Genomic DNA, 26,058 nt, shown 5'->3' on the forward strand with positions numbered 1-26,058 from the left:
AATTGGCCTTACACAAAGCTGTAAGCCCATGAAAAACAAAGAAAAATTACAAAAAACAACAACGAAAACGAGGGTCGACTCGACAGAGGTCGTCCCAACGAAACGAAGTTTTGCGCTAGCACAGCGTCAGGAGATTATCGAATACTATAACACAGGGTATTTTACTGCAGAAATTCTTTGCAAAAGATATGGTATATCGGTAAACTTGTTTAGGCAGTGGTTAAGATCAGAAAAACGAAGAGAACAAAACCAACTCAAAAACAGTCAATGCCAAATGGATGATCCAGACTACAAGGATAAAGATGCTGAAATTGCAGCCCTCAAAAAAGCACTCCAACAAAAAGAGAAAGAGCTGAATTATGCTAAAATGAAGCATAAGGCATTGGATATTTTAATTGAAATCGCTGAAGAAAGATTTGACATCATAATAAAGCTTGCAGCTGCAAAAAAGTCTGGGCCTTGGCGGTAGACAAGATGCGTCTTGTGTTTCCATTGTTGAGTTTGACCTTAATCTGTAGTTTTTATGATCGACATCGGCAAAGTTATTATGAGGCTGTACGACGTGAGAAAGCTTATCAAGAAATAGCAGATAAAGTCATCAAAAAAGTAAGTTCACTCAGAGAAGTATTACCAGGTATTGGTACTTCAAAACTGCATTTTTTGATGAAGGATTGGCTGGAAACTGAAGGGATTAAAATGGGCAGAGACAAGCTCCATGAGCTTCTCAGAGAAAGAAATTTGCTGATAAAAAAAAGAGATGGCATCAGAACTACTAACTCCAATCATCATTACAGGAAATACAATGATAAACGCAGAAGTTTAGAAGTTACTAGACCAGAGAGATTATGGGTATCAGATATTACGTACGTCCCAGTTAAAGGGAATTACTCATATCTAAGTTTGGTTACTGATGCTTACTCTAGAAAAGTAGTCGGCTGGGCAATGGAAGATAGTCTAGAAGCTGAAGGACCAATGAAAGCTTTACAAATGGCATTAAAACAGCGAAAAAATGATAAGAAAATGGATTTAATGCATCATTCTGACAGAGGTAGTCAATATTGTTCCAATGATTATACAAAGCTTTTGAAGAAAAATAAGATTGAAATTAGTATGGTTCAAACTGGAGATCCAAGAGACAACGGGATTGCTGAGAGAATGCACAGGACATTGAAAACGGAGTTCTTATATGGTAAACCCAAAGGTTTTTTATCTACTGCAGCAGCTTCAGAAACTATGGAAAAGAATATTGAGGCCTATAATAATATGAGGCCTCATGCCAGTGTGGATTACCTCACCCCTGCCCAAGCTCATTGCTTGGAGGGTAAGATTCATAAACGGTGGAAAGCTCCCGATTGGAAAAATCGAAAAAGCAGGAAAAAGGAAATCAATCTAGAAGACTACTACGAATTTAATGGCGTGAAAGGATTCTAAGAATAATACAAAGTCACATAATAGCAAAATCAACAATTATACACTAAAAAAGTGTGGAATTCCGTAAGGCTATTTCCGGAGCATACAAAGCTAATCGCTGGATTTCAGGAACATACATTTTGTGATTTGATAACCTTAAAAAGAAACATTTCAAAAGCCTATAAAGCCTCTTTTAGTTTAATCATCTTTTCATTGCTAATGACAAAATTTCTAGGTAAAGATTTTAATTTTTCAAATGTTATTCGAGCCTTTTCTTTATTCCCATTTTGTAAATGAAAAATTGTAATATTGTAAAAAACTTTTACTTTGTTTTCCATTCCAATATTAAAACCACTAATAGTTTGCATGGCAGAATCTAATACCTCTAGTGTATATTCAATTTCTAAGGAGTTTGGCTCATAACTTTCAACCGCTGCAAGGTTAAGTAGTTTTGCCATTTGATAATTATCAATGATACAATAATAAGAATCATCATATTTTATAGGATTAGCACAAATGATTCTATCCATTTTAAGACTTAATGGAAAAATTAAAAGAAGACAGGCAATTAGTAACCTATAGGTGAATTTAAATCCTGTAAAAGAGAATTGATCATTAAAAAAAGTTTTATGCCACTTATCTGGAATTATAATTTCCAATAAAAATTTTTTACCATCTTTTAGAATTGAATAAACTAGAAAATCTTTTTGTAATGCAAATGGGAAAATAGATTTTAACTCCTTTATCTTGGTCTTTTTAGTACTTTCTGAACTGTTACCAATAATTTGACAAATTAATAATTGCATTTTATGTGAATGAAAAACACTTTGATTCGAAAGATTTTTCATGTTATCTTCTAACAAATGAGCAATAGTATCTGCTATCATTTGTTTTTGCTTGTCAGTAATTATTTCACTATTGTTTAATAAACATTCTCTGTACTTTTCAGGAATTCTACCTTCTTGAAACCAAGATAATTTTGTTAATCGGCTAATATTTTCAATGGTTAGTAGATTGTTATCTGGAGTAGATAGCTTATTCCCAATAAGAAATGTTAAATCCCAATATACCTGAGGAAAAATACAACAAGCTGCAATCCATGTTAGCAAATTCGCCTTTTCTGTTGATAAAGTTTGATTAACATGTGGCAATAAATAATACTGAAGATTTGCGATTACAAGCTCAGGTTCTTCTTTTAAATCTATAATCCAAGATTCTTTGTTTTTGCTATTATTATATAATAAACTCACATCGAGTGTCTCATATCTTTCTGTTAATAATTCAATTCCATTTAAATTTGCAGGAAGTACTGGCATGAAAGATTCAATAAATTTTTCATTTTCGCCCCAAAGAAGAGAATCTTTAGCGGTCATGAATGTAGCTTCATCCCATTGCTTTAAAAGATTAAGCTCATTAATTGATTCTTTATCTACTGCACTAAAATTATCAGCATCTGCAAATACAATTAGTCTATGATCAATATAATGAGACTGCAAATCTTTCAATGTATATTTCTGTAGACTTGACTCTTCCCAACATGATGAAAGTCGCTTATTAAAATAAAATTTCTTAACTCGTAAATCTTGTTTAATTAGCTCACTGCTAATAAATTCAAAAAGTGCCCATTGATGGTTTTTCCTTGATTGTTGATCTATCAAAATAAGATAATATGCAGGCTTCTCTGTAGATTTAAATTTTAAATCCATTAAACCAGCAGATTTTGCTGTCGCAATTACGGTGCTTTTAACATCTATTCCTTTTTTATTATTAACCCTCCTATTTTGCAACTTGTCTGGTAAAACTCCAAAGTTATCTGAATGTAGAATTGCATATGATGAGGGTATATTAATATTCCACCTAAATGGTTCTAAATCACTTTGCTTATTTAGTTCTATGATTACTCTGTTTTTTTTGAAATAAAACCATTCAACTAAAATGTAGACAATAATAATACAAGAAGACAACCACCATTTTACGAGTATTTTATGCTCTTGCCACCAAACCTGTTTAACTTTATATGTCTCGATATTACTGGGTTCAAGTATTTCATATTCGAAAACATTTGCTTGGGGATTAGCAACACTGACTGAGTTTACTAATGAAAATACAAGAATTACAAAAAGCCAAAATAAAAGTCTATTCGATTTCATAAGATTTAACCTGTCTTTTGATATCCAATTCAGGAATAGTTTTTTGTTTCAGAAATCGAATTTCCGAGTTCTGTTTATCAGATTTTTTGAATAAAACATCTTGTTGCCAGTAATCTTTTTTCAGCCAAAAAATACCAGAAATTAAAAGTATAAGTACAACAGCAACAGCACTTAGTAACTTAGTTGAAGATACAAGTTGGTTAGTTGTTTGATCAATTTCAACATCATCAAATGCAGATGCTTTTATAATTGTTTCCCTTTCTTTAAAGCAATCATTAAATATTTTATAAAACTGTTCTTGCTCTTGTGGATTTTTTGCTATCAAAGGGCATAATAAAGTTTTTATATCTTCTGGAGACTTACTATTATCATAATATTCTAAGATTGTTTTTATATCCAGATATGTTGATATAGATATTTGAAAATGATTGGCCCTTAATAAACTTATTAATTCTTTCAATCTTAAATATTGATAAGTCTTCATCCAGATTTGAATTAAATTTCTATAAACTCCCTAATAATATTTACATCTTCTTCATTCTTTGCAAGTACACAATAAGTCATATAAAGCTTTTGCTTTTCATCGTTTGATAGGTTTTTGAAAACAGTCAAATTTCTTGCGCTAAATCGAATATTTTCAAGAACTGTTACCCAATGTAGAAATTCCGATGTACTTGGCTTTTTCTTTTTGAGTGTATCTCTAATTACCATAAAATGAGGTATCACATAATCTTGCAATTCCTGCTTACTGTAAAAGTGATTTTCTATTTTACTGCTAACTATTTCTAAAAGATTGTCTTCAGATGGAAATTTCAAATGAATATAAATGCATCTCCGTAAAAATGCATCAGGCAAATTCTTTTCTGAATTACTTGTGAAAATAATTACAGGTCTTTTAGCCTTTTCAGTTTTATATAGCTTATGAACTTCCGGTACAGTAAATTCCATATCTTCAAGCACATTCAAAATATCATTAGATAAATCTCTAGGAGCTTTATCTACCTCATCTATTAAAACAACTTGCCTTTTACCAGATTGAATTGCCTTTCCTAAGGCCTGATAATGAATAAATTTTCGCTCAATTTCATCATCATTCAATACTTCATTATGTTGATTTTGAGCATATTGTAAATGCTTTATCGCATCATATACATAAAAAAGATCAGTGGCTGTAGAAGTTGATCTAGTATTAAAAATTAGAGGTGAGTCCATCCCAAACTTGTAAGCAACACTATGTGCAAGTTGAGTTTTTCCAGTACCTGGTTCCCCAGTAACTAGTAGAGGTTTTCCTAATAGCATTGCTATATTTACTGCATCTTTAAGTTCTTTTCCTGCTTTATATAGAGATGGGTCATTCAATAAATTGCTTTCATAGAAATCTGGCATGTTTACCACTTCACCATCATCATAAATATGGAGTTGACTCTGCATTCTAATTATATTTATTAGTTACACTAGATTATTATTTCCCTTTAAACAAAAGATAATCATCTTTATTAAGGGTAATATAATTTTTTATAGATTTTATAAAAAATTATATCCTCAATTAGATATTTTAAAAGATTCAAAAATCTAAAAAAGTCCCTAATTTATAAGTAAGAATTCTGTTTGTAACTCATATAGTATTGACCTAAAATATAATTATTCAATGTTAATATCCTTTTGGAAAAAGATAAATTCATCTCTTAAATGAAAATTTCTACTTTTTAGAAACTGTCCTATATCAAGACAATATCGATTAGTCCACAAAATATTTATCTACTTTTTTATCAGAATCAATTCAAATTGATTTTATATCATCTTTTTCACGTTGCTTTAATTTCATTAACAGATTTTAGAAGTGAATATCAATAGCTAGTTTACAAAAGCTCCAAATCATACTAGCCAAACTTAGAAAAGTTATACTTTTACACTTTTTTCTAACTTTCCCCAATTGTAAGAATTTTAGAATTTTTTAAAGTTTGACTCAAATATATACTCTCACAAGTTCTTAATTTTATGACTAACTCTATAAGATATATTCTTCCATAGAATTTGCATACTCATCTGTGAAAATCCAATCTTGGCTTAGTTCAATAAACAAATGTTGTGACATCGCCAAGAATCAACTAAATATTTAGAGTCTAACAGAACAAACAGATGAAATTAATAGGGTTACCCATTTAAATCTCAGTGTGTAAAACCCATACGATCTACAGGATTATCTTAGCTTAAAATAAGCATATATAAGATGAAAATAGATAAAGGATTAACAGAAAAAGCATTTAAAAGCAGGTTTGGGACAAAAGAACAGTGTTTAGCGTATTTACATGATCAGAAATGGAGTGATGGATACCATTGTCGAAAATGTAGGCATACTACTTTTTGTAAAGGCAAACAAGATTTTAGTAAACGATGCACAGCTTGTGGTTATGATGAATCTGCCACAGCTCATACTCTATTCCATAAGTTAAAATTTGGTATAGACACAGCCTTTGCCATGGTTTACGAGATAGTCACCAATAAAAAAGGAGCAAATAGTATTCATTTAGCCCAGCGTTTTGGTGTAAGACAAACGACAGCCTGGTTATTTAGACGTAAGGTGCAACAGGCTATGAGCAGTAGCAAAAAGTTTCCCTTAGTAGATCAGGTGCATGTAGATGAGTTTGAAATAGGCACTCCCCAAGAAGGAGAGCAAGGTCGCAGCCATTCAGACAAAAAAGTAAGAGTAGTGATTGCCATTGAATATAGAGAAGGCATTGCAGGAAGGGGGTATGCTCAACCCATAAAAGACTTTAGTGCTAAGAGCTTAAATCCTATATTCAAAGACCATATAAGTAAAAAAGCAGCCATAGTTACAGATGGTTGGAGTGGCTATAAACCTATCAAAAAGTTATACAAAAACATGCGCTCACAGTTATCAAACAAAGGGGAAAACTTCACCATGTTACACTTGCAAATTAGGAATTTGAAAAATTGGTTGAGAGGTACTCATTCTTATTGTGATAAAAAGTTGTTGAATGATTATCTAAACGAATATTTCTTTAGATTTAACCGAAGGAATTTTAGAGAAACCATTCTGGATAAATTACTTGAAAGAATGGTAGAAGCTAAACCTAAAACTTACAGTCAAATTATTTGTGCTGCGACTTAGATGGGTAACCCTATGAAATTAATTAAACTAACCATTCTATTACTTTCTATCACATTAAGTGCTTGTGAATACAGACCGGAAATTGAAAAAGATGATTTATCAAGCCAACAGATGGAAGAATTGAATATTCCAGAAAACTTTGACTTTAACAATGGGCAAAGTGTAACACTCCAAATTAAAGACAATGATTTTACTGGAAATAGTCGCATAAATGTGTACATACTGGATGATACCAAACAAAAAAGCTTGATAGCATCTGGGAGTCTAAATGCACAAGGAGAATTTACTAAAACCATTACTTTATCAGGAGCAATTGATAATGTTCGTGTAGAAAAGATTTTTAATGGAAAAAAGCAAGCTGCTACCTTAGATATTACTGGTACACATTTATCATATACATTTAATTCTAATGTTAGTATGCAACGTAAGGGCACATTAGAAACAACAGCAAACTGTGCCGAAAACCTTTATTCTGTAAATGAAGATGAGATTTTTTATAGCATAAATACCGAAAACAATAATTTTGATGAGACTTTTATTGCTCATCTACCAGGTAACAGATCATATGCTTGTGCAGTAGACAGAAACAATAATCTTGTATATTATAATACTCGCAAGGTACTTCGCTATTACGAGATTGATACTGATAAATTTCATGTTGTAGGTAACGGAAATCCATTTGATGGAGATTATGCCCGCATGGGATTTAACAATACAAATGGCTTACTATATATTTCAGATTTTGATCAATTGTATACAGTTGATCCAACAGACAATACAGTTACAAATAGTATAGCAATAGTAGGTCTAGACAATACAGAAAATGGTGATCTTGATTTTACAACAGACGGAGAGCTTTATATGTGTACATTATCAGGTTTATATAAACTAGATATTGATGGAAATGTGGCATTAGCTACGCGAATTAGTGCCGAAAATTTACCGTTTCAGCCAACATCTTTAGCCATAGATAAAAATGATAGATTATTTCTAGCAACAGTAGATGATAATTCGCAGCTTATTGAAATGGATAAAGAAGATGGTACTTGGTCAGTACTAAAGACTTTTGACCATAAAATTACTGATTTAGGTTCTGCATCTTGTGGAGAACAAGTACTAGATCAAACAGATACTGATAATGATGGAATAATTGATGTAAATGACGATTATCCAAGTGATGCAAATAAAGCATTTAACACCTATACACCAAGGCAGTTCGGTTGGGGAACTTTGGCATTTGAAGATATGTGGCCAGACAAAGGTGATTACGACTTTAACGACCTTGTAGTAAATTATAGAATTACTGCTGTTTACAATGCAGATAATAAAGTTGCAGAGTTAATTATCAAAACCCGAATTAAAACTATCGGAGGCTATTTTCGCAATGGTTTTGGAATAGAATTTCCATTTACTCCTGAAGTTGTCGCATCGGTAACAGGTAATAATAATTTGCAAGCAGGCTTAATAAATGTAGCAGCAAACGGGTTAGAAAGCGACCAAGACAATGCTGTACTTATTTTATTTGATAATGCCTATAATGTTGGTGAAGCTTGGGTATGTAGTAATAGCCAGCAAAACGATACAGAAGTTACGATCACTTTTACAGAACCAATTATTGAAGAAACTTTAGGAACTGCTCCTTTCAATCCATTTATTTTTATCAATGGAGATAGACAAAAAGAGGTGCATTTATCTGGTAAAAATCCTACTAAAAAAATGAATAAAAATTTATTTGGAAGTTCTGATGACAATAGCAATTCTTCAAACAAACGCTGGTATAAAACAAAGAAAAATCTGCCATGGGCTATTAGTGTTGTTTATGATTTTGAAGCAATGAAAGAAGGCAAAGATATAAACAGAGGTTATTTAAAATTTAAGGATTGGGCAGAATCTGGAGGTTCTACTTATAATAATTGGTATATAGATGTCACTGAGTACCGAGATGATAATGAGATTTGCCAATAAAAAAAGAAACCCTTGGAGAATGAATTTTTCCAAGGGTTTCTTTTTTCTTCTATCTACTATTTAAGGTATAAAAGGTTCAATAACAACTAGTTTATCTCCTGAAAGATCTACTTCGAATAAGTGAGGTACTCTGTGAAATCTACCATTTATCGATTTATGGCTATGTAAAGCCATTAAATTTTTTCCATCAAAAGATTTAAACATCATGCCATGTCCAAAATTATCTGGTGTAATTGGTTCTGGTTCTTGAATCCAAGGTCCGTCAAGAGTACCACTTTCAGAGTAAGCAACACCTTGTACATATTTATCATAAATCCAACTTGTCCACAACATACCTAATTTGCCAGTTTTAGTCTGGAATAAAAATGGTCCATCAGTTACTTTATTAGGTTTATCATTTCCGTCTTCATCTTTTTCTCTGCTCCAAGGCGAATCACTCGCTCTAAAAAGTAATTCCCCTTCATCTATTGAACCACTCAAATCAGTTTTTAACTCAATTTTCTCAATAGTTCCATCTAAGTTTTGTAGCCATTCGTAACAGTAAATCATATAAGGCTTATCATCCTTATCTATCCAAAATGTACCATCTAATGTTGGCTTATCTGCTGACAAATAGGTAGAATCTTTCATGGGTACATATGGACCATCTGGTTTGTCACTCACTAAAACATGGCTTGCCCTTCTTTCAATTATATTACCAGCAACGGTATCTATTTTTACAGCTCTATTAGTAAAAGTCGCGAAGTAATAATATTTATTTTGATACTCGTGCAGTTCAGCAGCCCAGATCATTGGTTTTGGTCCCATCCATGAGGTTGAATCCGTCTTAGCTACATCAAATGGCCCTTCCCAATTCGCTAAATCTTTACTTTTCCATAGCTTCCCTCCTGTTCCAGTCATATAATAGGTTTGAGATTTCGCATCAGCCAATATAAAAGGATCGCTCAATCTGATTGAATCTATAGGTGTTGTTTTTCTTTGTTCAACTTGTTCATTTGGAGCATCACTCTTTTCACTGCAAAAAGTAGTTAAGAATATAAAAGCCCCAGTTAACATCAAGTAGATTATTTTTCGCATAAGTTTATTTTTCTAAATCAATATTCTATTTATTAAGGGTAAATATATACTCATTATGGGCTTTACTTAATACTATTTGATGTTTTTATCAAAATATGATATTAGATAGTTCTCATTTTCTATAAAAATACCCAACACCTATTTACTCAATGTCTTAATATTTACAACAGCAGTTTCCAAACCGCCTGCTTTTGCAGTTATTTTAATATCACTAGCTGTTTTTCCTGACTGCACAATTAACTGACATTTTCCATTAAATAAGTTTCTAGCATAGATCCCATCTAAACATTTATCTGCTTCGTGACTACTTGGGTCTCCATTACCTACCCCAATAATTTGAGCATCACCACTTATTGAAAAGCTAATATGATTATTAGCATCTGGCACTTCCCTACCCTTCTTATCTAATACAGTTACATTTACCACTGTGGCATCTTTTCCATCTGCAATTATAGTTTCTTTATCTGGTGTAAGCTTGATCTGATAAGCTGCTTCAGTTGTTTCTACGATTGAGGTGATCTTTTTACCATTCTTCACAGCTACCGCTTTAAGCTTTCCAACTTTGTAAGGCACTTGCCATTTAAGATGGCTATTACGAGGCATGTCTTTTTTGCCCAAGCTTTTGCCATTCAGAAATAATTCTACTGTTTCAGCATTGCTATTTACCCAAACATCTATTGGTTCACCTTCTTTTCCTTTCCAATTCCAATGTGGTGAGATATGTAACACATCTTTATCTGTCCACCAAGATTGATAGTAATAGTATATATTTTTGGGAAAACCACACATATCCAAAATACCAAAATGAGAATTGATATTTGGCCATTCAAAAGGTGTCGGCTCTCCTCTATAATCGAATCCAGTCCATATAAAACCTCCCATAAACCAATCGCGAGTAGCTGCAATAGACCACCAGTGCTCAGCCGTAGAAGACCACCAAGGATATGTAATATCTTGATCAGGCACATAACCAGTAATTGAATCTGTTGTATAGATACCTCTGGTTGTTACAGTACTGCCCATTTCTGTGCCTATCGTCGGCTGCTCTGGGTGATCTCTGTGGTAATCGTCGATGCCATGAATCCGATAATTAAAGCCGCGTACTAGAATTACCTCATTTATTCCGGGATAAAAATTAGCCAGATCAGCTGCATAAGTGCTTGTTCGTGTAGGGTCTAATTCCTGTTGTTTAGCTAATATAGTCTGGGCGATTCGTTTGCCAAAATTGTTTTTCTGCACATAACCTTCTTCATTACCGATAGACCACATAAAAATAGATGGATGATTTCTATCTCTTTTCAATAATCGCTCAAACTGATCCATGTACTCTGGACTACTATTGAGCAACCTCTGCTCATCCATTACAAGAATTCCCAAACTGTCACAAGCGTCTAGTAATTCTGGTGTAGGTGCATTATGGCTAGCTCTATAAGCATTTACGCCAAATTCTTTCAGCAATTTTAATCTGTAATATTGTAAATAATCTGGCAAGGCACTTCCCACACCTGCATGATCTTGATGACAATTGACTCCTTGTATTTTTACATGTTTTCCATTTAAAAAGAGTCCTTTTTCACTATCAATTTCAATAGTTCTAATGCCAAACTTTGTAATAATTCTATCAATCTCTTTTCCTCCAGATTTTACAACACTCACCATTCTATACAAATAAGGATCATCAAGTGACCATAAATGAGGCTTATCTATTTTTAATTCTTGCTTGATGGTTTGACTTTCAAAAACATCTAGGCCGAAAGATGTTTCTGCGGATGCTGCTAGATTTTTCCCATCCCTATCAGTAATATAATTATAAACTCTTCCCTCTGCATTTTTTAAGTTCTGATTCTCAACTGAAACTTCCACACTTATTATAGACTCATTTTCAGAAACTTTTGTGTAAACAAAAACACCATCGTGAGCTATGTGTAAATTATTAAACTGATTGAGCCAAACGTGTCTGTAAATTCCTGCACCTTCATAAAACCAACCTTCATATTGAGAAGCATCTACACGTACAACCAATATATTTTCTTTACCAAAATCAATGTAATCTGTAATATCGTAGCTTACTCCCAAATAACCACTTTTGTTATTTCCCAAATAAAATCCATTTAACCAGATTTCACTATCTCTGTAAATTCCATCGAACTGCACTGTAAAATGTTGCCCTGAATCTAAACTCGAAATCGTAAATCTTTTTCTGTACCAACCAACACTATTTTCTGGAAACAAACCTCCTACTGGTTTATAACCATGAGCCATTACATCGAAATTACCTTTGTATTCGAAAGGCAATTCTACTGCCCAATCGTGCGGTATATTCAATTTTCTCCACTCGCTATCGTCAAACTTTGGCTCAATTGCCGTATTTTCTGCTTTCTTAGTTTTAGAAAAGATATTAGAAATAGTGTAATTAAAATCTTTGTTAGCATCTGCCGCATGGCCATAATGGAATCGCCAATCTTCATCTAGACTAATTTTCTTTCTGACAGATTGAGCAAAAGTTTCAAATGGGAAAACAGCAACAGTAGCTAATAGCAAAGCCATACAGCTTTTTACTAAAAGGCGAGTTAATTTTTTGTAATCTTTCATCACATTATTTCATCTCTAAGCATTTACAATTTTCTTAATTAATTCGAGACGATAAATTGACTGCTAGAAATAAAAAAAATCAGCTATTAACAGCATTCATTTACTCAATTTATCATCATTATTTAATCTTAAAAAATGATGATAAATATGAGCTTTGTCACAAACTGGTTTGATTTATAGCTGTGAATAGTTTTGCAATAGGAATGCAGCTTAATTTTCACAAAAATGATTTGCAGTAAGAGACGAAGTAGATTGAAATATATAGGAGATGATAAGAGTAAAAAGCAGTTGAAGTTTAAACTCCAACTGCTTCCTTTTTTAACCAATAGTATTTCCCATTAATGGGTCTGTAATGCTATCTTTTCCTGTTTCTAGCCTACCAGCATAGTAAACTAAAAAGTTTTTATCTGTTTGTGATTGGATTTTGAAATCGTACCAACCTCTAGTAGTATTGGCATCTAACACAAAACTTTGTTGTGCTCCCGAAATTAAAGTAAACTCCTTATCGAGTTTCTTGTAAGTATCTTCTTTAATAAGAAGTTTCGCCTCATCAGATTTGCTCAGGTTCTTTACAGTGATTTTCAACTCATTGTTGAACTTGTTTCTCTGCTTGATAGGCTCTACAGTAACCTCTAGTTTAGCGACCTCAGCATTCCCCATAAACTCTCTATAATAACCATTCGGCCCATAAACTCTTAAGTGGTATTCACCATTTTCAAAGTCTTCTAATGGCCACTCGTATTCAAGCGTATCACCAGATTTTACAGCGAAAGTCCATGTTTTAACCGGAACAAATTTACCCGTTTTCTTATCCTTATAATTGCCTGGTGCATATACATTAAATGGTGCTCCCAAAGCTTCTTTACCAAAAATATCTTGGCTTGCTTTTAAATTGATGATAAACTTTTTTCCATCATCACTCAATTTACCATCAGCATGTAATTCATATTTTAATGCATTAGAAGGCTTTGTACCCGGCTCTTGAGTTGGTAATATCTCAGACTTTTCTGTTTGTGAAGCTATATTGTGAGCCTCTGTTTCTGATAATGCTTTGTAGTTTTTAGGCACATCTTTAAAGCTCGCATTATAAATTCCTTGTACATGCTCGTTTCTATCAACCCACTCCGGATAGTTAATTTTTTCACCATTGTAAGGTCTAAAAGCAGAGGTAAGATCGCCACTTACAGCACGTCTCCATGTACTTATATTTGGCTCTTCAACATTTTTTCCAGTCTTTTTAGAAATGAATTTCTCCATAAACTTGATGGTAGAAGTAATGTCGCAAACTTCTGAATTTACCCAACCACCACGAGACCAAGGCGAAGCAATAATTAGAGGTACTCTATAACCCAAACCAACCGGACTTGTTCTTGCATCTTCTTCACTAAAACCTGCTTCTAATTCCTGTTCTTTGGTAACAAATTCGCCAGTTACATCTAAATCAGCAGACATTTTACCATTTTCAGGATCGTTAGGGTCTGGCGCCACAAATGGAGGAACATGATCAAAATAGCCATCATTTTCATCGTAGTTTACAATAAAGATGGTTTTCTTCCACACTTCTGGGTTTTGTGTTAAAATATCTAATACCTCAGACACATACCATGCACCATACCAAGGCGCACTTGGGTGATCTGAGAATTTTTGTGGTGCAACTACCCAAGAAACAGTTGGTAATTTCCCATCATTTACATCTTTTCTAAACTGATGTAGAATGTCTCCTTTTGGTACTTTGGCTACACGCTCTTCTCCATTATCAGAATAAGCAATCTCCTCTACCTTGTGATAATCTGGATCTTCGATGTTGGTAGTAAAAGCTTTTTGATGTAGAGTCTGGTTGTGTTCTTTTAATTTCTTAAATTCTTCCGGATTCCACTTGCTGATGTATTCTGTAATCTCGGTAAGCTCCTTTTTCTTTTCTGCTAAAGCTTCTGCATCAGTCTTATCAAGTTGTTTAAGTTCTTTAGCGAGCTCTTTCTTCTTTTTCTTTAAGAACTCATAATGTCCCGGGCTAAAGCGAACACCAAACTGGGTGAACCATTCTAGGTTATTATCGGTAAAGTTGGCAAGTAAAGAGCTATCTTCAACGTCTGTAGGTAAACTAATTTCGTTTTGGTAAACTCTCCAAGAAACACCATTTTCTTCTAATCTTTCAGGGAAGGTAGTCCAATCAACTTCGTCTCTGTAACCCATTTCACCATTTCTTACTTTGGCTTTGTCTGTTGCTTTGTTGTGGGTTTTGCCTGTCCAGAAATAATTCCTGTTAGTAGTTGTACCTGTGAGTGAAGAACAAAAATGCTGATCGCAAACAGTAAAAGCATCTGCCATGGCATAGTAGAAAGGTATATCTTCTCGGTTGTAATAACCCATGGTGAGTGGCATATCTTTAAACTCTTCTCTTCCAGATTTTTTTGCCTCAATCCACTGGTCAAACTTGCCCTCGTTTCTGGCATCTACTTGGTTTTCCCAAGAGTGTGGCAAATCGCCCATCCAACTGGCTTTGGTATTTCTAATATCTAAACGGAATGGCACATAACGTTTACCATTTTTATCTGGCTGCAACCAAACCGGATTTTTGTCTGGTAAAGCAATAGCTCTTGGATCGTTAAAACCACGCACTCCTTTTAAAGTACCAAAGCAATGGTCGAAAGATCGGTTTTCTTGCATCAACATTACCACATGTTCAGCATCGTAAAAAGTGGTACCGGCATCTGGTGCAATAGCTAATGCTTTTTCTATAGATATAGGCAGAGTATTCCAAACTCCGGCACTCCCTGTAAGTAGTGCGGCTTTTTTCAGAAAACTCCTTCTGGAAGAATCATTCATAGAATTTTTGTATCGGGTATATTAAAAATTGATTTCTCGGAACTTAAAGCTAGTAATAATCAGAAGATAAGAATTAAAAAGTTCTTAAAAACAAAAATAGTGGAACATCTCAATTTTACTCATTGATGCCCCACTATTTCATCGGTTAAAAGTCTTACTTCAACCACCAAGTCATTTCATCGATCTGGTCGTTTCCTGCTCCAAATTGCTTGCTAATTGCCGCACTTACATTGTCAGAGTTATAGTTGTATTCCGATTGAGGGTAAATCCATCTGTAAGGAATTTCTACACCTGCTGGTCTTCTTAAAGTTGGGTAGCCTGTTCTAAGTTGTTCGTAGAATGTAGACCAACCTAACTGAAGGAAAGACTGCAAATACTTCTGCATAATGATTAATTCAATTTTAGCATCGTCGTCTGCTGCACTAGCAAAGCTGTTTATTGATCTGCTCAAGTAATCGTCAGCTACTGTTTCAGTTACATAAGCAGTATAATCTTCTGCATAAGTTTCATAGAATTTGAATGATGATTTAACACCTGAATTATACAATACTTCAGCATCTGCGCTAATCCAACCTCTTACTGCTGCTTCTGCTAAAATTAACTGTTGCTCAGAATAACCTAACAACATATATGGCTCATTTTCAGGGTCTTGGTAGTAACGAGTATTTACTCTAGATACATTACCTTCTGCCGCTTTTAAGTTTACATCGTTGTATTGTGCAGCAGGGTCGCCACCTTCGTAAGAAGTAAAATCGTCTAAAGCTTTACCTGCTTCTTTTGCAGATTTAGTTTGAGTAGCATAGATAAATAATCTTGGATCTTCTCTCTCTTGCAAACGCTGAATAAAAGTAGAATCCATGTACATACCAGAGCTAAATCCACTGCTATTAAAATTAGGATATCTATTGTTTTGCTGATCTAAGAAAACCAACTGTCCGCTTTCTTCTACGCTCTCCATCAAAGGTTCATTCTGATAGATGGATGCAAACTCTGTAAGGTCTATATCACCCGTTTTTTTAGATAAAGTTAATAGAACTTTTAAGCGGAAAGCATTGATCAATTTTCTCCAAGAAGTAATATCACCATCGTAAATAACATCTCCAGAAATAATGGAATTACTTTCTGCTAGTAAATCATTTGCTTCTACTAATTCATCTAAAATACCTTCGAAAACTGTTTGCTGATCGTCGTAAGAAGGCGAATAATTTTCATCAGTTTCACCTTTTAAGGCATCAGTATAAGGAACATCACCAAAAGTTAAAGTTAAATTATAGAAGTAGTAAGAACGGAAGAATTTACCTAATGCAATATAAGTGTTATCTTCAATACGCTCCGCTTCTTCTATCATCTTGGTAACATTACGAAGTGTAGAATAATTATCGTAATCGCCTCTTGTCCAGTTGTAATACTGGTAAGAGTTTTCACCATCGGTTTGCACTAACATTTTTAATGCATAAAGAGGAGAAGTTCCAATATATGCCTGAAATGCATCCCACTCTATACTAGTTAGTAAAAGTTGTGGGTGAGTTTCTGTTGGCGAGTTTGGGTTGATGTTCATCTCTTCCAAATCTTGGCAAGATGCTAACCCAACAAATATCATTAATATGCTTAAAATCTTTTTCATTATAATGTCTTTTTTAATCTGGTCTGTAATTAAAAGATACCTTGAAGTGTAAAGCCTACATATCTAGAAGATGGGTCTTGTAGGTTATCATCGTTACCGTAATCTGGATCTAGGTAAGGTATTTTCTTCCAGATCGCTAGATTGTATCCATAAACAGACAGGTTCAAATGTTGTAATCCGTTAGATTTTATGATGTTTAATAAATCATAAGTAACAGAAACTCTTCTTAGTTTGAAGTAAGAACGATCGAATGTGTTTGCAAAAAATTCGTCATCAGAATCCATAACTACCGCTCTGTATGGGTAATTTTGACTCCATGTTTGCCAGCTAACAGCAGTAGTATTTTGAGAATATTGTCTGGTATCAGAAACTACGTTACCATCCACATCTCTTACTAATTCACCATCAGTTACTACCACCGCATTTGGCACATAAACTGGCTCACCAGCAGCATATTCAGCATCTCTGTACTTTGTAGAGTTTGGATGCTTACCACCCCACCACATTTTTTCGATGGTAATTGAATTGATTAAACCTTTCCAAGCTCCGTCTACATCTATATCAATTTTAAAATCTTTAATCTTAAATCTGTTTTGTAAACCAAGTCTCCAAGATGGATTTAAGTGACCAACATTTTTAACATAAGGGTCTCTTGTTGGTAAACCTGTGTTTGCATCAACAATTAACTCTCCATCAGCAGTTTTTTGCCAAACTGTAGCGTAATAACTATCAGCTCTGTCGCCTACTTTTAAGTTATCGAAAGTTGAGTTTCCACCGTAAATGCTGGTTAATTTCTGTACAGATTTAGTCCAGTTTAAACCAATATCCCAGCTAAATTTCTCAGTAGAAATCGGATTGTAATTCAACATAGCTTCGAAACCATGAGTAGTATATTCATTGCCATTTACCTTACGTGTTGAGAAACCAGAAGCGTCTGATACATTCAAGTCAATAATTTGGTTTTCGTCTAGTATGTGGTAGTAAGTACCTTCTAAAGAAAGTTTACCTTGTGCAAATGAAGTACTAAAACCAACCTCAGTAGTAGTTGATTGCTCAGGTAAAATGTTAGCATTTACCAAACCAGAAGGATAGTACACTGAAGGAGTTGAGCCGTAAGTAATATCTTGGTTATAAACTGCATAGATTTCGTAAGGATCTAAATCGCTAGAAACCTGAGACCAAGAACCATACACCTTAAAGTAATCTACAAATTGAGGGAAAGGAATTAATTCTGATACTACTGTACTTAAAGAAGCAGAAGGATAGAAATAAGAATTTGTAGTGGTTGGCAGTGTAGAAGCCCAGTCGTTTCTTGCAGAGAAGTTTAAGAAAATTGAATTAAAGAACTCAAAACCAACACTTCCATACACACTTCGAATAGACTTTTCATTTAATAAGTTAGTACCAAGAATGTTACCTTGGCTATTGCTTAAGTTGTAAATTCCCGGAACGATTAATCCATCTGTAGAAGCATATTCTTGCTTATAGCTCTTGTAGAAATTAGATGCACCAGCATTTACATTTATGCCAAATTCTTCAGTAATGTTTTTATTATAAGCAGCTAAAATATCAGAATCGAAGTTTAATTGATCTGTATTCCACATTTTATAATCACCATTTCTTGAGTCACCATAGTTCATATAAGATTTTGGTGATTCCATATCTTCAAAAGTTTTTTGCTCTCTAGCAGAAACTCTACCTTGTAAATACAAATCAGGAGTAATCTGATATTTTAGTTTCAGTTTACCATCTAATGTATTTTTGTTTAATTGCTGATTTAACTCGTAAGCTGCAAAATAAACATTGTTATACCACGCGTAATTATAGTTTGCCTGACGGTAACCTTCTAAACCCGGCACATACATATGGTCTTTCAAATCTTGACCGTTTACATCGTCTCCCATCCAGATAAGGATTGTATACATGTGGTTTTTAGGGCCATATCCGTATCTTGGGTAGTTTGGAGAGTATACTTTGTTGTAACTCAAAGTAGCATCTAATTGCAACTTTTCAGTTAAATCAAATGAAGAATTAAAGTTTAATCCACCAGTGTGTAAAGAAGTATTTGGCACTCTACCTTGTTGGTAAGCATAGTTTCCTGAAAAATAAAATCTTGATTTTTCACCTTGGTAAGCTACAGAAAAATCGTTTTTAGTAACTACACCAGTTCCAAGAAAATTGCCTAAGTTATCATGTCTTACCCAGTCGATTGGCACTCTCTCGTAAAGAGATTTATCATCGTAAACTGTTCCTGTTACATTACCATACCACTCGATTACTTCTCCAGTTTGCTTATTTCTAATTGGGCTATTCCACTGAGCAACTTGCACACCTTCTTCAAATTTAGGCCCCCAGATCATATCACCATCTGAGATACCACCATCAGCGCCATCCCAGAACTCGTACTGTCCGTTAGAACCGTTTCCGTATTCAGTTTGTGTTTCAGGGAAAACAGTAAAACCTGCTGTAACCATGTTACTAGTAGAAACATTTACAGTAAGTCCTTTTTTAGAAGCATTTTTTCTTGTGATAAGAATTGCACCATTTTTACCTCTTGAACCATAAAGTGCAGAAGCTGCACCACCTTTCAATACGTTTATACTTTCTATATCCTCAGGAGAGATATCGTAAAAATTAGTTTCTACTGGAACACCATCTAAAACGATAAGTGGAGTTTTACCTCTTAAAGAAAATGATGGCGATTGAAAAATACCAGTTGGGTTATTTACTGTTAAACCAGCTACTCTACCAGAAAGCGCATTACCAAGGTTCATAGTGCTAGCCTCTCCGATTACATCTGTGTCTACTTCTTGAGTAGCGTAACCTAATTTCTTTTTCTGTTGCTTAATACCGATTGCGGTTACAACAACTTCGTCTAGGTTCTTATCTTCTAGTTTTAACTCAATGTTAATTGAAGTTCTTCCGTTAACAGGAACTTCTTGAGCGGTGTATCCGATATAGCTGAATATCAAAACAGCATCATTCGCAGTTTCGAGCTCATATATACCGTCTAAATCTGTTATACTACCTGTTGTAGTACCTTGGATGATGATGTTTACTCCTGGCAATCCCTCACCAGAAGCATCTGTTACTTTGCCTGTTACCTTAGTCTGAGCGAATACAGCCATATGTAAGCACAGTAAAAAGGCAGTTAAAATTGTAATAGTCTGTCTCATAGGTTAAAAATAATTCGTAGATCATGTTGGAGACATCCAACACAGTGGCAAAGCTATGAGCACAAAAAATGATTAGTTCAACAGAAAATATTATGATTTTTTTAATTCAGATAAGAAGATTTAATCTAATGTTAATGGTTTTAAATTCGCTATTTTCGATAAGAATTGCTTTTATATAGGCAATTTTTTAGCGTTTAAAAATTCTCTGGGGACGGAGCATAAAAAAATAGCCCTAAAAACTGGAAGTTTCCAGTCTTTAGAGCCATAAACAATTTGACACTAATTATTAAATCATTTCCAGCCACCACCCAGTGCTCTATACAACTGGATAATAGACTCTAATTCTTGTAGTTTGTCGTTAATACTGCTTATTTGCGCAGATAGTAAATTTTGTTGCGATGTTAGTACATCTGTATAGTTGGTTGAAGATGAATATTCTAATAAGCTTTTTGTAAACTCTACCGATTTTTCTAAAGCAGTAATTTGGTTGTTTCTTGCTACTTGTTTTTCTATAGCTTTATTATACGAAAACAGTGCATTCGAAACTTCTTCGGTTGCTGTAAGCCAAGTTAATTTATAGTCGTAAAAAGCTTGTTGTTGTAAAGCTTCATTGGTTTTTAATCTAGCTTTATTTTGACCTTGAGCAAAAATTGGTTGGGTAAGTCCGCCAATTATGTTATAAAATATAGATTGGTCAAAAAAATCATTGATATCCAAACTCGATAAACCACCACTTGCAGTTAAAGTAAGTGAAGGATAAAAGTATTTTTTTGCAACATTTGTGCTTTCAAAAGCACTTCTAAAAGCCAATTCCGATGCTTGTATGTCTGGTCTGTTTATTAAAAGTGAAGATGGAACTCCAATTTTAAGATTACTAATAGGTTGTTGGTCTTCTAAACTGGTACGTTCTATCTTGCCTGGTTCACGACCTAATAAAATAGAAAGTGCATTTTCTGTTTCACGAATACTTACTTCAATATCTGGAATAGAAACCTCCACCTGATATCTACTTGCCTCACTTTGCACAACAGCAGCTCCATCTACCACAGCAGATTCTTTTAAGGCTTTCATTGTTTCTTGATCTACCTTTCTATTTTCTAGTGTTTCTCTAGTAATTCTTAATTGCTCATCGAGTGCTAACAAATTGTAGTAATAAGAAGCTATATCTGCAATAAGTTGTGTCTGTACTGCTCTTGTAGAAGCTTCACTTCTTAAAAAAGCGGCTAATGCTGCTCGCTTACTACTACGAAGTTTTCCCCATACATCTAGTTCCCAACTCGTACTCAGCGAAGCCTGATAAGTAGTCGTTTTTAAATTGATATCAATTCCATCTGGAAAGTTAAGTGCTGCCTTAGATGATTTTGAATGTGTAACTTGTGCACCGGCATCTAAACTTGGTAGTAATGATAACTTTGCCTGTTGCAATGTAGCTTCGGCTTGATATATGTTTTGAATAGCATATTTCAAATCAAGATTATTCTCCAAACCTTCTTCAATTAAGCTTTGAAGTACTTTATCAGAAATAATATCTTGCCATTGCATTTGAGCTATTGAGCTGGTATCTACAACAGTTGTATCTCTGAAGTTATCAGAATAACCTGTTTCTGGAACGGAGTACTTTTGAGACGTCTTGCAGGAAGTAATTCCTGCAAAGATGCTCAAAGTTAAACCTAAGTATTTTAGAATTTTAAAATTCATGTTAGTTAAATTTTTAGGAGTATTGAGTCAGTATACTTATTCTTTATCTGCATTAGCAGCAGGTATACCGGCTATTTTCTCCTGAATGGTTTCAAAAATCACAAAGAGTACGGGTATTATTAGAATTCCAAATACGGTTCCTATTAGCATACCTCCAATTGCTCCAGTACCAATAGACTGGTTACCAATAGCACCAGCACCAGATGCCAGCATTAAAGGAACAAGTCCAAAGATAAATGCAAATGAGGTCATTAAAATCGGTCTAAATCTGGCAATGGCACCATCAATGGCAGACTGCACAATGCTTTCTCCTTCTCTTCTTCTTTGTAAAGCAAACTCAACAATTAGAATCGCATTCTTTGCCAGCAATCCAATTAGCATGATTAGAGTAATTTGCAGGTATATATTATTACTTATATCGAAAATGGTAGCAAAAATGAAAACACCACAAAGTCCGATTGGTAATGAAAGCAATACTGCAAATGGCAACAAGTAACTTTCGTACTGGCCACTTAATAAGAAGAACACAAATACCAAACAAAGCAAGAATATATACACTGTCTGGCTACCTGCTGAAAGTTCTTCTCTCGTCATACCAGAAAACTCATAACCATAACCTGTAGGTAGTGTTTGTGCGGCAACTTCTTCTATGGCTGTAATGGCATCACCAGAGCTATAGCCATCATTTGGAGCACCATTTACACTAACAGAAGTAAAGAGGTTAAACCTACTAAGCGATTGTGGACCATATACTTTCGTTAAAGTGATAAACTCGCTAATTGGCGCCATCACATTATTATCATTCTTTACTTTTATATAATTAAAGCTTTCCAGATTATCTCTAAAACTTGGCTCTGCCTGATAGATAACTCGATACTGCTTACCAAACTGATTAAAGTTAGAAGCATACACACCACCATAATATCCCTGCATGGTATTTAAAATATCAGCTACACCCAAACCAGCTTTTTTGGCCTTGGCTACATCTACCTCAATTTCATATTGTGGGAAAGTTGGGTCAAACGAAGTAGATGCATATTGAATTTCTGGACGAGCATTTAACGCCTTCAAGAAATCATCACTTACTTCGCTAAGTGCATTTACAGTACCTCCACTTCTATCTTGCAACTTAAACTCAAAACCACCACTCATACCAAAACCCTGAATAGTTGGCGGAGCAAAAAAGATTATATCTGCATCTTTAATGGAAGCAGCTCTGGCAAATAACTGCCCTATAATACTATTAATACTCTGCCCTTTTTCTTTTCTTTCGTCCCAAGTTTTTAGTTTCATAATTACCATTCCGTAATTAGAACCGGTACCACTAATCATCCCTCTACCTGTTACTTTCAACACGTTTTTCACTTCTGGTATAGACTCGGCGATCTTCACTAATTGGTCGGCAACTTCTTCTGTTCTTTCCAATGAGGCCGCTGCTGGTAAGCTAATATCAGACATAATTGTTCCTTGGTCTTCACTAGGCACAAAGGCTGTTGGCGTAGTTTGCATTAGAATATAAAATGCGCCTGCAAATACAGCCAGCATTCCCATTGCAATCCATTTCTTATTAATAAAGAAGGTAACAGATTTTTTATACTTATCCGTTGTTTTGTCGAATGCTGTATTAAATGCGGTATAAAATCTATCTAAGAACCCATGTTTTTTATGGTCTTCGTCATGTCCTTTGAGGAACAATGCACAAAGTGCCGGACTCAATGTTAATGCGTTTACTGCTGATAAAATAATTGCAATAGCCAGTGTTAAACCAAATTGCTGATAGAATACACCAGAAGAACCACTGATAAAACTTACCGGAATAAAGACTGATGACATTACCAATGTAATCGAGATAATTGCTCCTGAAATTTCGTCCATCGCATCTAAACTGGCTTTTCTTGCAGATTGGTAACCAGTATCCAATTTTGCGTGTACTGCTTCAACTACCACAATGGCATCATCCACTACAATACCAATTGCCAATACCAAAGCGAAAAGCGTAAGTAAGTTAATGGTAAAGCCAAATACTTGTAAGAAGAAGAATGTACCTACAATTGCTACCGGTACTGAAATCGCTGGAATTAATGTCGATCTCCAATCTTGTAAGAAGATAAACACAACTATAAATACAAGTATAAAAGCTTCTATTAATGTATGGATTACCTTTTCAATAGAAGCATTTAAGAAGTCGTTTACATTTACCAACTCCACATAATGGATACCCTCTGGAAAAGTTTTAGAAGCTTCTTGCAATACACTAAGTGTTTGGTCAATTACATCTTGCGCATTTGAACCAGCCGTCTGGCTAACTGCAATACCTACACCCGGATTTCCATTAATGTTTGAACTACTGTTATAAGTCTGTGAGCCCAACTCAATATCTGCTACATCTCTTAATCTCAGAATCTGCCCATTTTCTGTTGTCCTAATAATGATGTCTTCGTATTCAGAGATTTCTTTTAATCTTCCCTTATATTTTAAAGTATATTGATGAGCCTGATTGGATTTTAACCCTAACTGACCCGGAGCAGCTTCTACGTTTTGATCCGACAGTGCATTGTTAATATCGTCTGGAATTAAACCATAGTTTGCCATTACATCGGCTTTTAGCCAAATACGCATACTATAGTCTTTGGTACCAAAAGCACTCGCATCACCCACGCCATTAATCCTTTTAATCTGAGGAATAATGTTGATCTCTGCATAGTTCTGCACAAAGGTTTCGTCGTAATCTGGGTTATCGCTGTATATACCCAAAATCAACACATTACTACTTTGTCTTTTAGTAGTGGTTACACCTGACTGTGTTACTTCTTGTGGTAATAAACTAGTCGCACTCGAAACCCTGTTTTGTACGTTTACGGCTGCAATATCTGGGTCAGTACCTAATTCGAAATTTACTGTAATAGATGCTGAACCATCGTTAGTTGCAGTTGAGGTCATGTATGTCATTCCCTCTACACCGTTTATTGCTTCTTCGAGAGGTACTAATACGCTATTTAAAACTGTCTCTGCATTCGCCCCTTGATACGAGGCCGAAACCTGAACTGTAGGGGGTGCAATCTCAGGATATTGAGATACCGGAAGACTGGTTAAACCAATCAGTCCCAGTACCAATATCAATACTGAAATTACAGACGACAGTATTGGTCTGGTTATAAATCTTTTAAACATGGTTTAATTCTTTATTGTTGTTCGTCAGTTTTTACTGTTGATATTTCTTGCTGAAGTGCCTTTACACTATCTCTAGATACCTCCGAAACAGTGATCTTATCGCCATCAGAAAGTGAATTGATACCTTCTATAACTACTTTGTCGTTAGCTTTTAGACCTTCAGTTACTACATAAGCTTGGCCAGAAGGCGTTGCCGTAACTTTTATTTTAGTAGAGTTTGCCTGAGATTGATCGTCTACCACATAAGCAAAAGTGTTTCCTTGTATTTCGTAAGTAGCCGCTTGAGGAATAAGCAAAGCATTATCTCTGTGACTCGGAATTCTCAAGTTAGCACTATTACCTGTTCTTAAAATTCCTCTCTGGTTATCAAACACTGCACGTACATTAAAAGAACCTGTTTCTTCGTCTACCTGTCCACTAATGGTTTCTATTCTACCTTTTATTTCATACAAACTATTGTCAGCAAGTCTCAACTCAACATCTGGTAAATTGCCTATTTGTTCTTTAATAGTATTGCCTTTTGCATTTCTAAAGAAATTCAACTGTGTTTTTTCATTTATAGAAAAATAAGCATATACTTTATCGATGTTCGATATTGTAGTAAGGGGTTCTGTTGTGGTACTGCTTACCAAACTACCAAGCTTGTAAGGCAATGTACCTACAACTCCAGTTACTGGAGAAGTAATTTTGGTATAACCTAAATTGGTTTGCGCATTTGCTAAATTTACTTTTGCCTGAGCCAAAGCTGCTTTTGCTGCCTCTAGTGTATTTTGTGCAGAAACTAGTTCAAACTTACTGATGATCTCTCTTTCTACTAGTGGTTTAGCTTTTTCAACCCCAATTTCTGCAGAGCTTACATCTGCTTTTGCGCTCGAAATAGCAGCTTCTGCATTTCTAACTTCTTGTTCGTATTGAGGAGCATCTAATATAAATAATAACTGCCCTTTTTTAACTTCTTCACCTTCGTCAATTAATACCTTTTCAATAAAACCTTCAACTTTAGGTCTTATCTCAATATTCTCTTTCCCTTCTAAAGTAGCAGGGAAACTACTATATAAGGTAATGGATTCTGGTTTTAAAGTTAGTACTCCAAATTCAACTGGTTCATTTTGCGATCTATCTGCAGATGATTGAGAATCGCTGCAAGAATAGAGTAAACCACACAAACATATTGCGATATAAAAGCTTATGTGATAAATCGAATTATTTCTCATTTAGTTAATTAATTAGGTATTA

General features: G+C 34.5%; 15 protein-coding genes. 4 read left to right on the top strand and 11 right to left on the bottom strand.

Annotated features, from left to right (window positions below; translation table 11 throughout):
* Positions 1-28: 28 nt before the first annotated feature.
* Positions 29-469 (top strand): transposase, encoded by a 441-nt coding sequence (locus tag OQ292_RS30845; protein WP_284687973.1) that lies wholly within the window; start codon positions 29-31, stop codon positions 467-469.
* Positions 460-1,431 carry an IS3 family transposase gene (locus tag OQ292_RS30850; RefSeq protein ID WP_284687974.1) on the top strand — a complete coding sequence of 324 codons (972 nt, stop codon included), beginning with the start codon at positions 460-462 and terminating at the stop codon, positions 1,429-1,431. The genes OQ292_RS30845 and OQ292_RS30850 overlap by 10 nt, the downstream gene beginning before the upstream one ends.
* A gap of 158 nt (positions 1,432-1,589) precedes the next feature.
* Here the strand turns inward: OQ292_RS30850 and OQ292_RS30855 are convergent, their stop codons facing one another.
* The 3 genes from OQ292_RS30855 to OQ292_RS30865 are packed head-to-tail and all read right to left on the bottom strand — an operon-like array spanning position 1,590 to position 4,991.
* Complete coding sequence (locus OQ292_RS30855; protein WP_284687975.1) at positions 1,590-3,560, bottom strand: hypothetical protein; 1,971 nt, start codon at positions 3,558-3,560, stop codon at positions 1,590-1,592.
* Complete coding sequence (locus OQ292_RS30860) at positions 3,547-4,044, bottom strand: hypothetical protein (protein WP_284687976.1); 498 nt, start codon at positions 4,042-4,044, stop codon at positions 3,547-3,549. The genes OQ292_RS30855 and OQ292_RS30860 overlap by 14 nt, the downstream gene beginning before the upstream one ends.
* Positions 4,045-4,055: 11 nt before the next feature.
* A complete protein-coding gene (locus tag OQ292_RS30865) occupies positions 4,056-4,991 on the bottom strand; it encodes an AAA family ATPase (RefSeq protein ID WP_284687977.1) in 936 nt (311 codons plus the stop codon).
* 799 nt (positions 4,992-5,790) lie between these two features.
* Between OQ292_RS30865 and OQ292_RS30870 the strand changes: the two genes are divergently transcribed.
* Positions 5,791-6,693 (top strand): IS1595 family transposase, encoded by a 903-nt coding sequence (locus OQ292_RS30870; RefSeq protein ID WP_284687978.1) that lies wholly within the window; start codon positions 5,791-5,793, stop codon positions 6,691-6,693.
* Positions 6,694-6,705: 12 nt separating this feature from the next.
* A complete protein-coding gene (locus OQ292_RS30875; protein ID WP_284687979.1) occupies positions 6,706-8,658 on the top strand; it encodes an LruC domain-containing protein in 1,953 nt (650 codons plus the stop codon).
* Between the two features lie 60 nt (positions 8,659-8,718).
* Here the strand turns inward: OQ292_RS30875 and OQ292_RS30880 are convergent, their stop codons facing one another.
* The 8 genes from OQ292_RS30880 to OQ292_RS30915 all read right to left on the bottom strand — a co-directional run bounded on the left by OQ292_RS30880 (position 8,719) and on the right by OQ292_RS30915 (position 26,036).
* The gene (locus tag OQ292_RS30880) at positions 8,719-9,735 is read right to left on the bottom strand and encodes a glycoside hydrolase family 43 protein (protein ID WP_284687980.1); all 1,017 of its coding nucleotides are present in this window, start codon (positions 9,733-9,735) and stop codon (positions 8,719-8,721) included.
* Between the two features lie 138 nt (positions 9,736-9,873).
* On the bottom strand, positions 9,874-12,327 hold the full coding sequence (gene galA / locus OQ292_RS30885) for a beta-galactosidase GalA (RefSeq protein WP_284687981.1): 2,454 nt from the start codon (positions 12,325-12,327) through the stop codon (positions 9,874-9,876).
* Between the two features lie 318 nt (positions 12,328-12,645).
* Positions 12,646-15,153: a phosphocholine-specific phospholipase C gene (locus OQ292_RS30890; protein WP_284687982.1), complete on the bottom strand. Its 2,508-nt coding sequence runs from the start codon at positions 15,151-15,153 to the stop codon at positions 12,646-12,648.
* A gap of 154 nt (positions 15,154-15,307) precedes the next feature.
* Entirely contained in the window at positions 15,308-16,777 is a 1,470-nt protein-coding gene (locus tag OQ292_RS30895; RefSeq protein WP_284687983.1) for a SusD/RagB family nutrient-binding outer membrane lipoprotein, read from the bottom strand.
* Between the two features lie 29 nt (positions 16,778-16,806).
* Positions 16,807-19,953, bottom strand: coding sequence for a SusC/RagA family TonB-linked outer membrane protein (locus tag OQ292_RS30900; RefSeq protein WP_431733795.1), 3,147 nt, complete (start codon positions 19,951-19,953; stop codon positions 16,807-16,809).
* Positions 19,954-20,244: 291 nt separating this feature from the next.
* Positions 20,245-21,651, bottom strand: a complete 1,407-nt coding sequence (locus OQ292_RS30905; protein ID WP_284687984.1) for a TolC family protein — start codon at positions 21,649-21,651, stop codon at positions 20,245-20,247.
* Between the two features lie 36 nt (positions 21,652-21,687).
* Positions 21,688-24,822, bottom strand: a complete 3,135-nt coding sequence (locus OQ292_RS30910) for an efflux RND transporter permease subunit (RefSeq protein WP_284687985.1) — start codon at positions 24,820-24,822, stop codon at positions 21,688-21,690.
* An 11-nt stretch (positions 24,823-24,833) separates the two neighbouring features.
* Positions 24,834-26,036 carry an efflux RND transporter periplasmic adaptor subunit gene (locus tag OQ292_RS30915; RefSeq protein WP_284687986.1) on the bottom strand — a complete coding sequence of 401 codons (1,203 nt, stop codon included), beginning with the start codon at positions 26,034-26,036 and terminating at the stop codon, positions 24,834-24,836.
* Positions 26,037-26,058 lie beyond the last annotated feature (22 nt).

Source organism: Chondrinema litorale (assembly GCF_026250525.1).
GTDB classification, from domain to species: domain Bacteria; phylum Bacteroidota; class Bacteroidia; order Cytophagales; family Flammeovirgaceae; genus Chondrinema; species Chondrinema litorale.

Bases quoted from the DNA above. Each gene is read 5' to 3' on its own strand.
- OQ292_RS30855 (WP_284687975.1), bottom strand. From the start codon at position 3,560: ATGAAATCGAATAGACTTTTATTTTGGCTTTTTGTAATTCTTGTATTT.
- OQ292_RS30905 (WP_284687984.1), bottom strand. From the start codon at position 21,651: ATGAATTTTAAAATTCTAAAATACTTAGGTTTAACTTTGAGCATCTTT.
- OQ292_RS30900 (WP_431733795.1), bottom strand. From the start codon at position 19,953: ATGAGACAGACTATTACAATTTTAACTGCCTTTTTACTGTGCTTACAT.
- OQ292_RS30870 (WP_284687978.1), top strand. From the start codon at position 5,791: ATGAAAATAGATAAAGGATTAACAGAAAAAGCATTTAAAAGCAGGTTT.
- OQ292_RS30860 (WP_284687976.1), bottom strand. From the start codon at position 4,044: ATGAAGACTTATCAATATTTAAGATTGAAAGAATTAATAAGTTTATTA.
- OQ292_RS30845 (WP_284687973.1), top strand. From the start codon at position 29: ATGAAAAACAAAGAAAAATTACAAAAAACAACAACGAAAACGAGGGTC.
- OQ292_RS30890 (WP_284687982.1), bottom strand. From the start codon at position 15,153: ATGAATGATTCTTCCAGAAGGAGTTTTCTGAAAAAAGCCGCACTACTT.
- OQ292_RS30895 (WP_284687983.1), bottom strand. From the start codon at position 16,777: ATGAAAAAGATTTTAAGCATATTAATGATATTTGTTGGGTTAGCATCT.
- OQ292_RS30915 (WP_284687986.1), bottom strand. From the start codon at position 26,036: ATGAGAAATAATTCGATTTATCACATAAGCTTTTATATCGCAATATGT.
- OQ292_RS30875 (WP_284687979.1), top strand. From the start codon at position 6,706: ATGAAATTAATTAAACTAACCATTCTATTACTTTCTATCACATTAAGT.
- galA (WP_284687981.1), bottom strand. From the start codon at position 12,327: ATGAAAGATTACAAAAAATTAACTCGCCTTTTAGTAAAAAGCTGTATG.
- OQ292_RS30865 (WP_284687977.1), bottom strand. From the start codon at position 4,991: ATGCAGAGTCAACTCCATATTTATGATGATGGTGAAGTGGTAAACATG.
- OQ292_RS30880 (WP_284687980.1), bottom strand. From the start codon at position 9,735: ATGCGAAAAATAATCTACTTGATGTTAACTGGGGCTTTTATATTCTTA.
- OQ292_RS30910 (WP_284687985.1), bottom strand. From the start codon at position 24,822: ATGTTTAAAAGATTTATAACCAGACCAATACTGTCGTCTGTAATTTCA.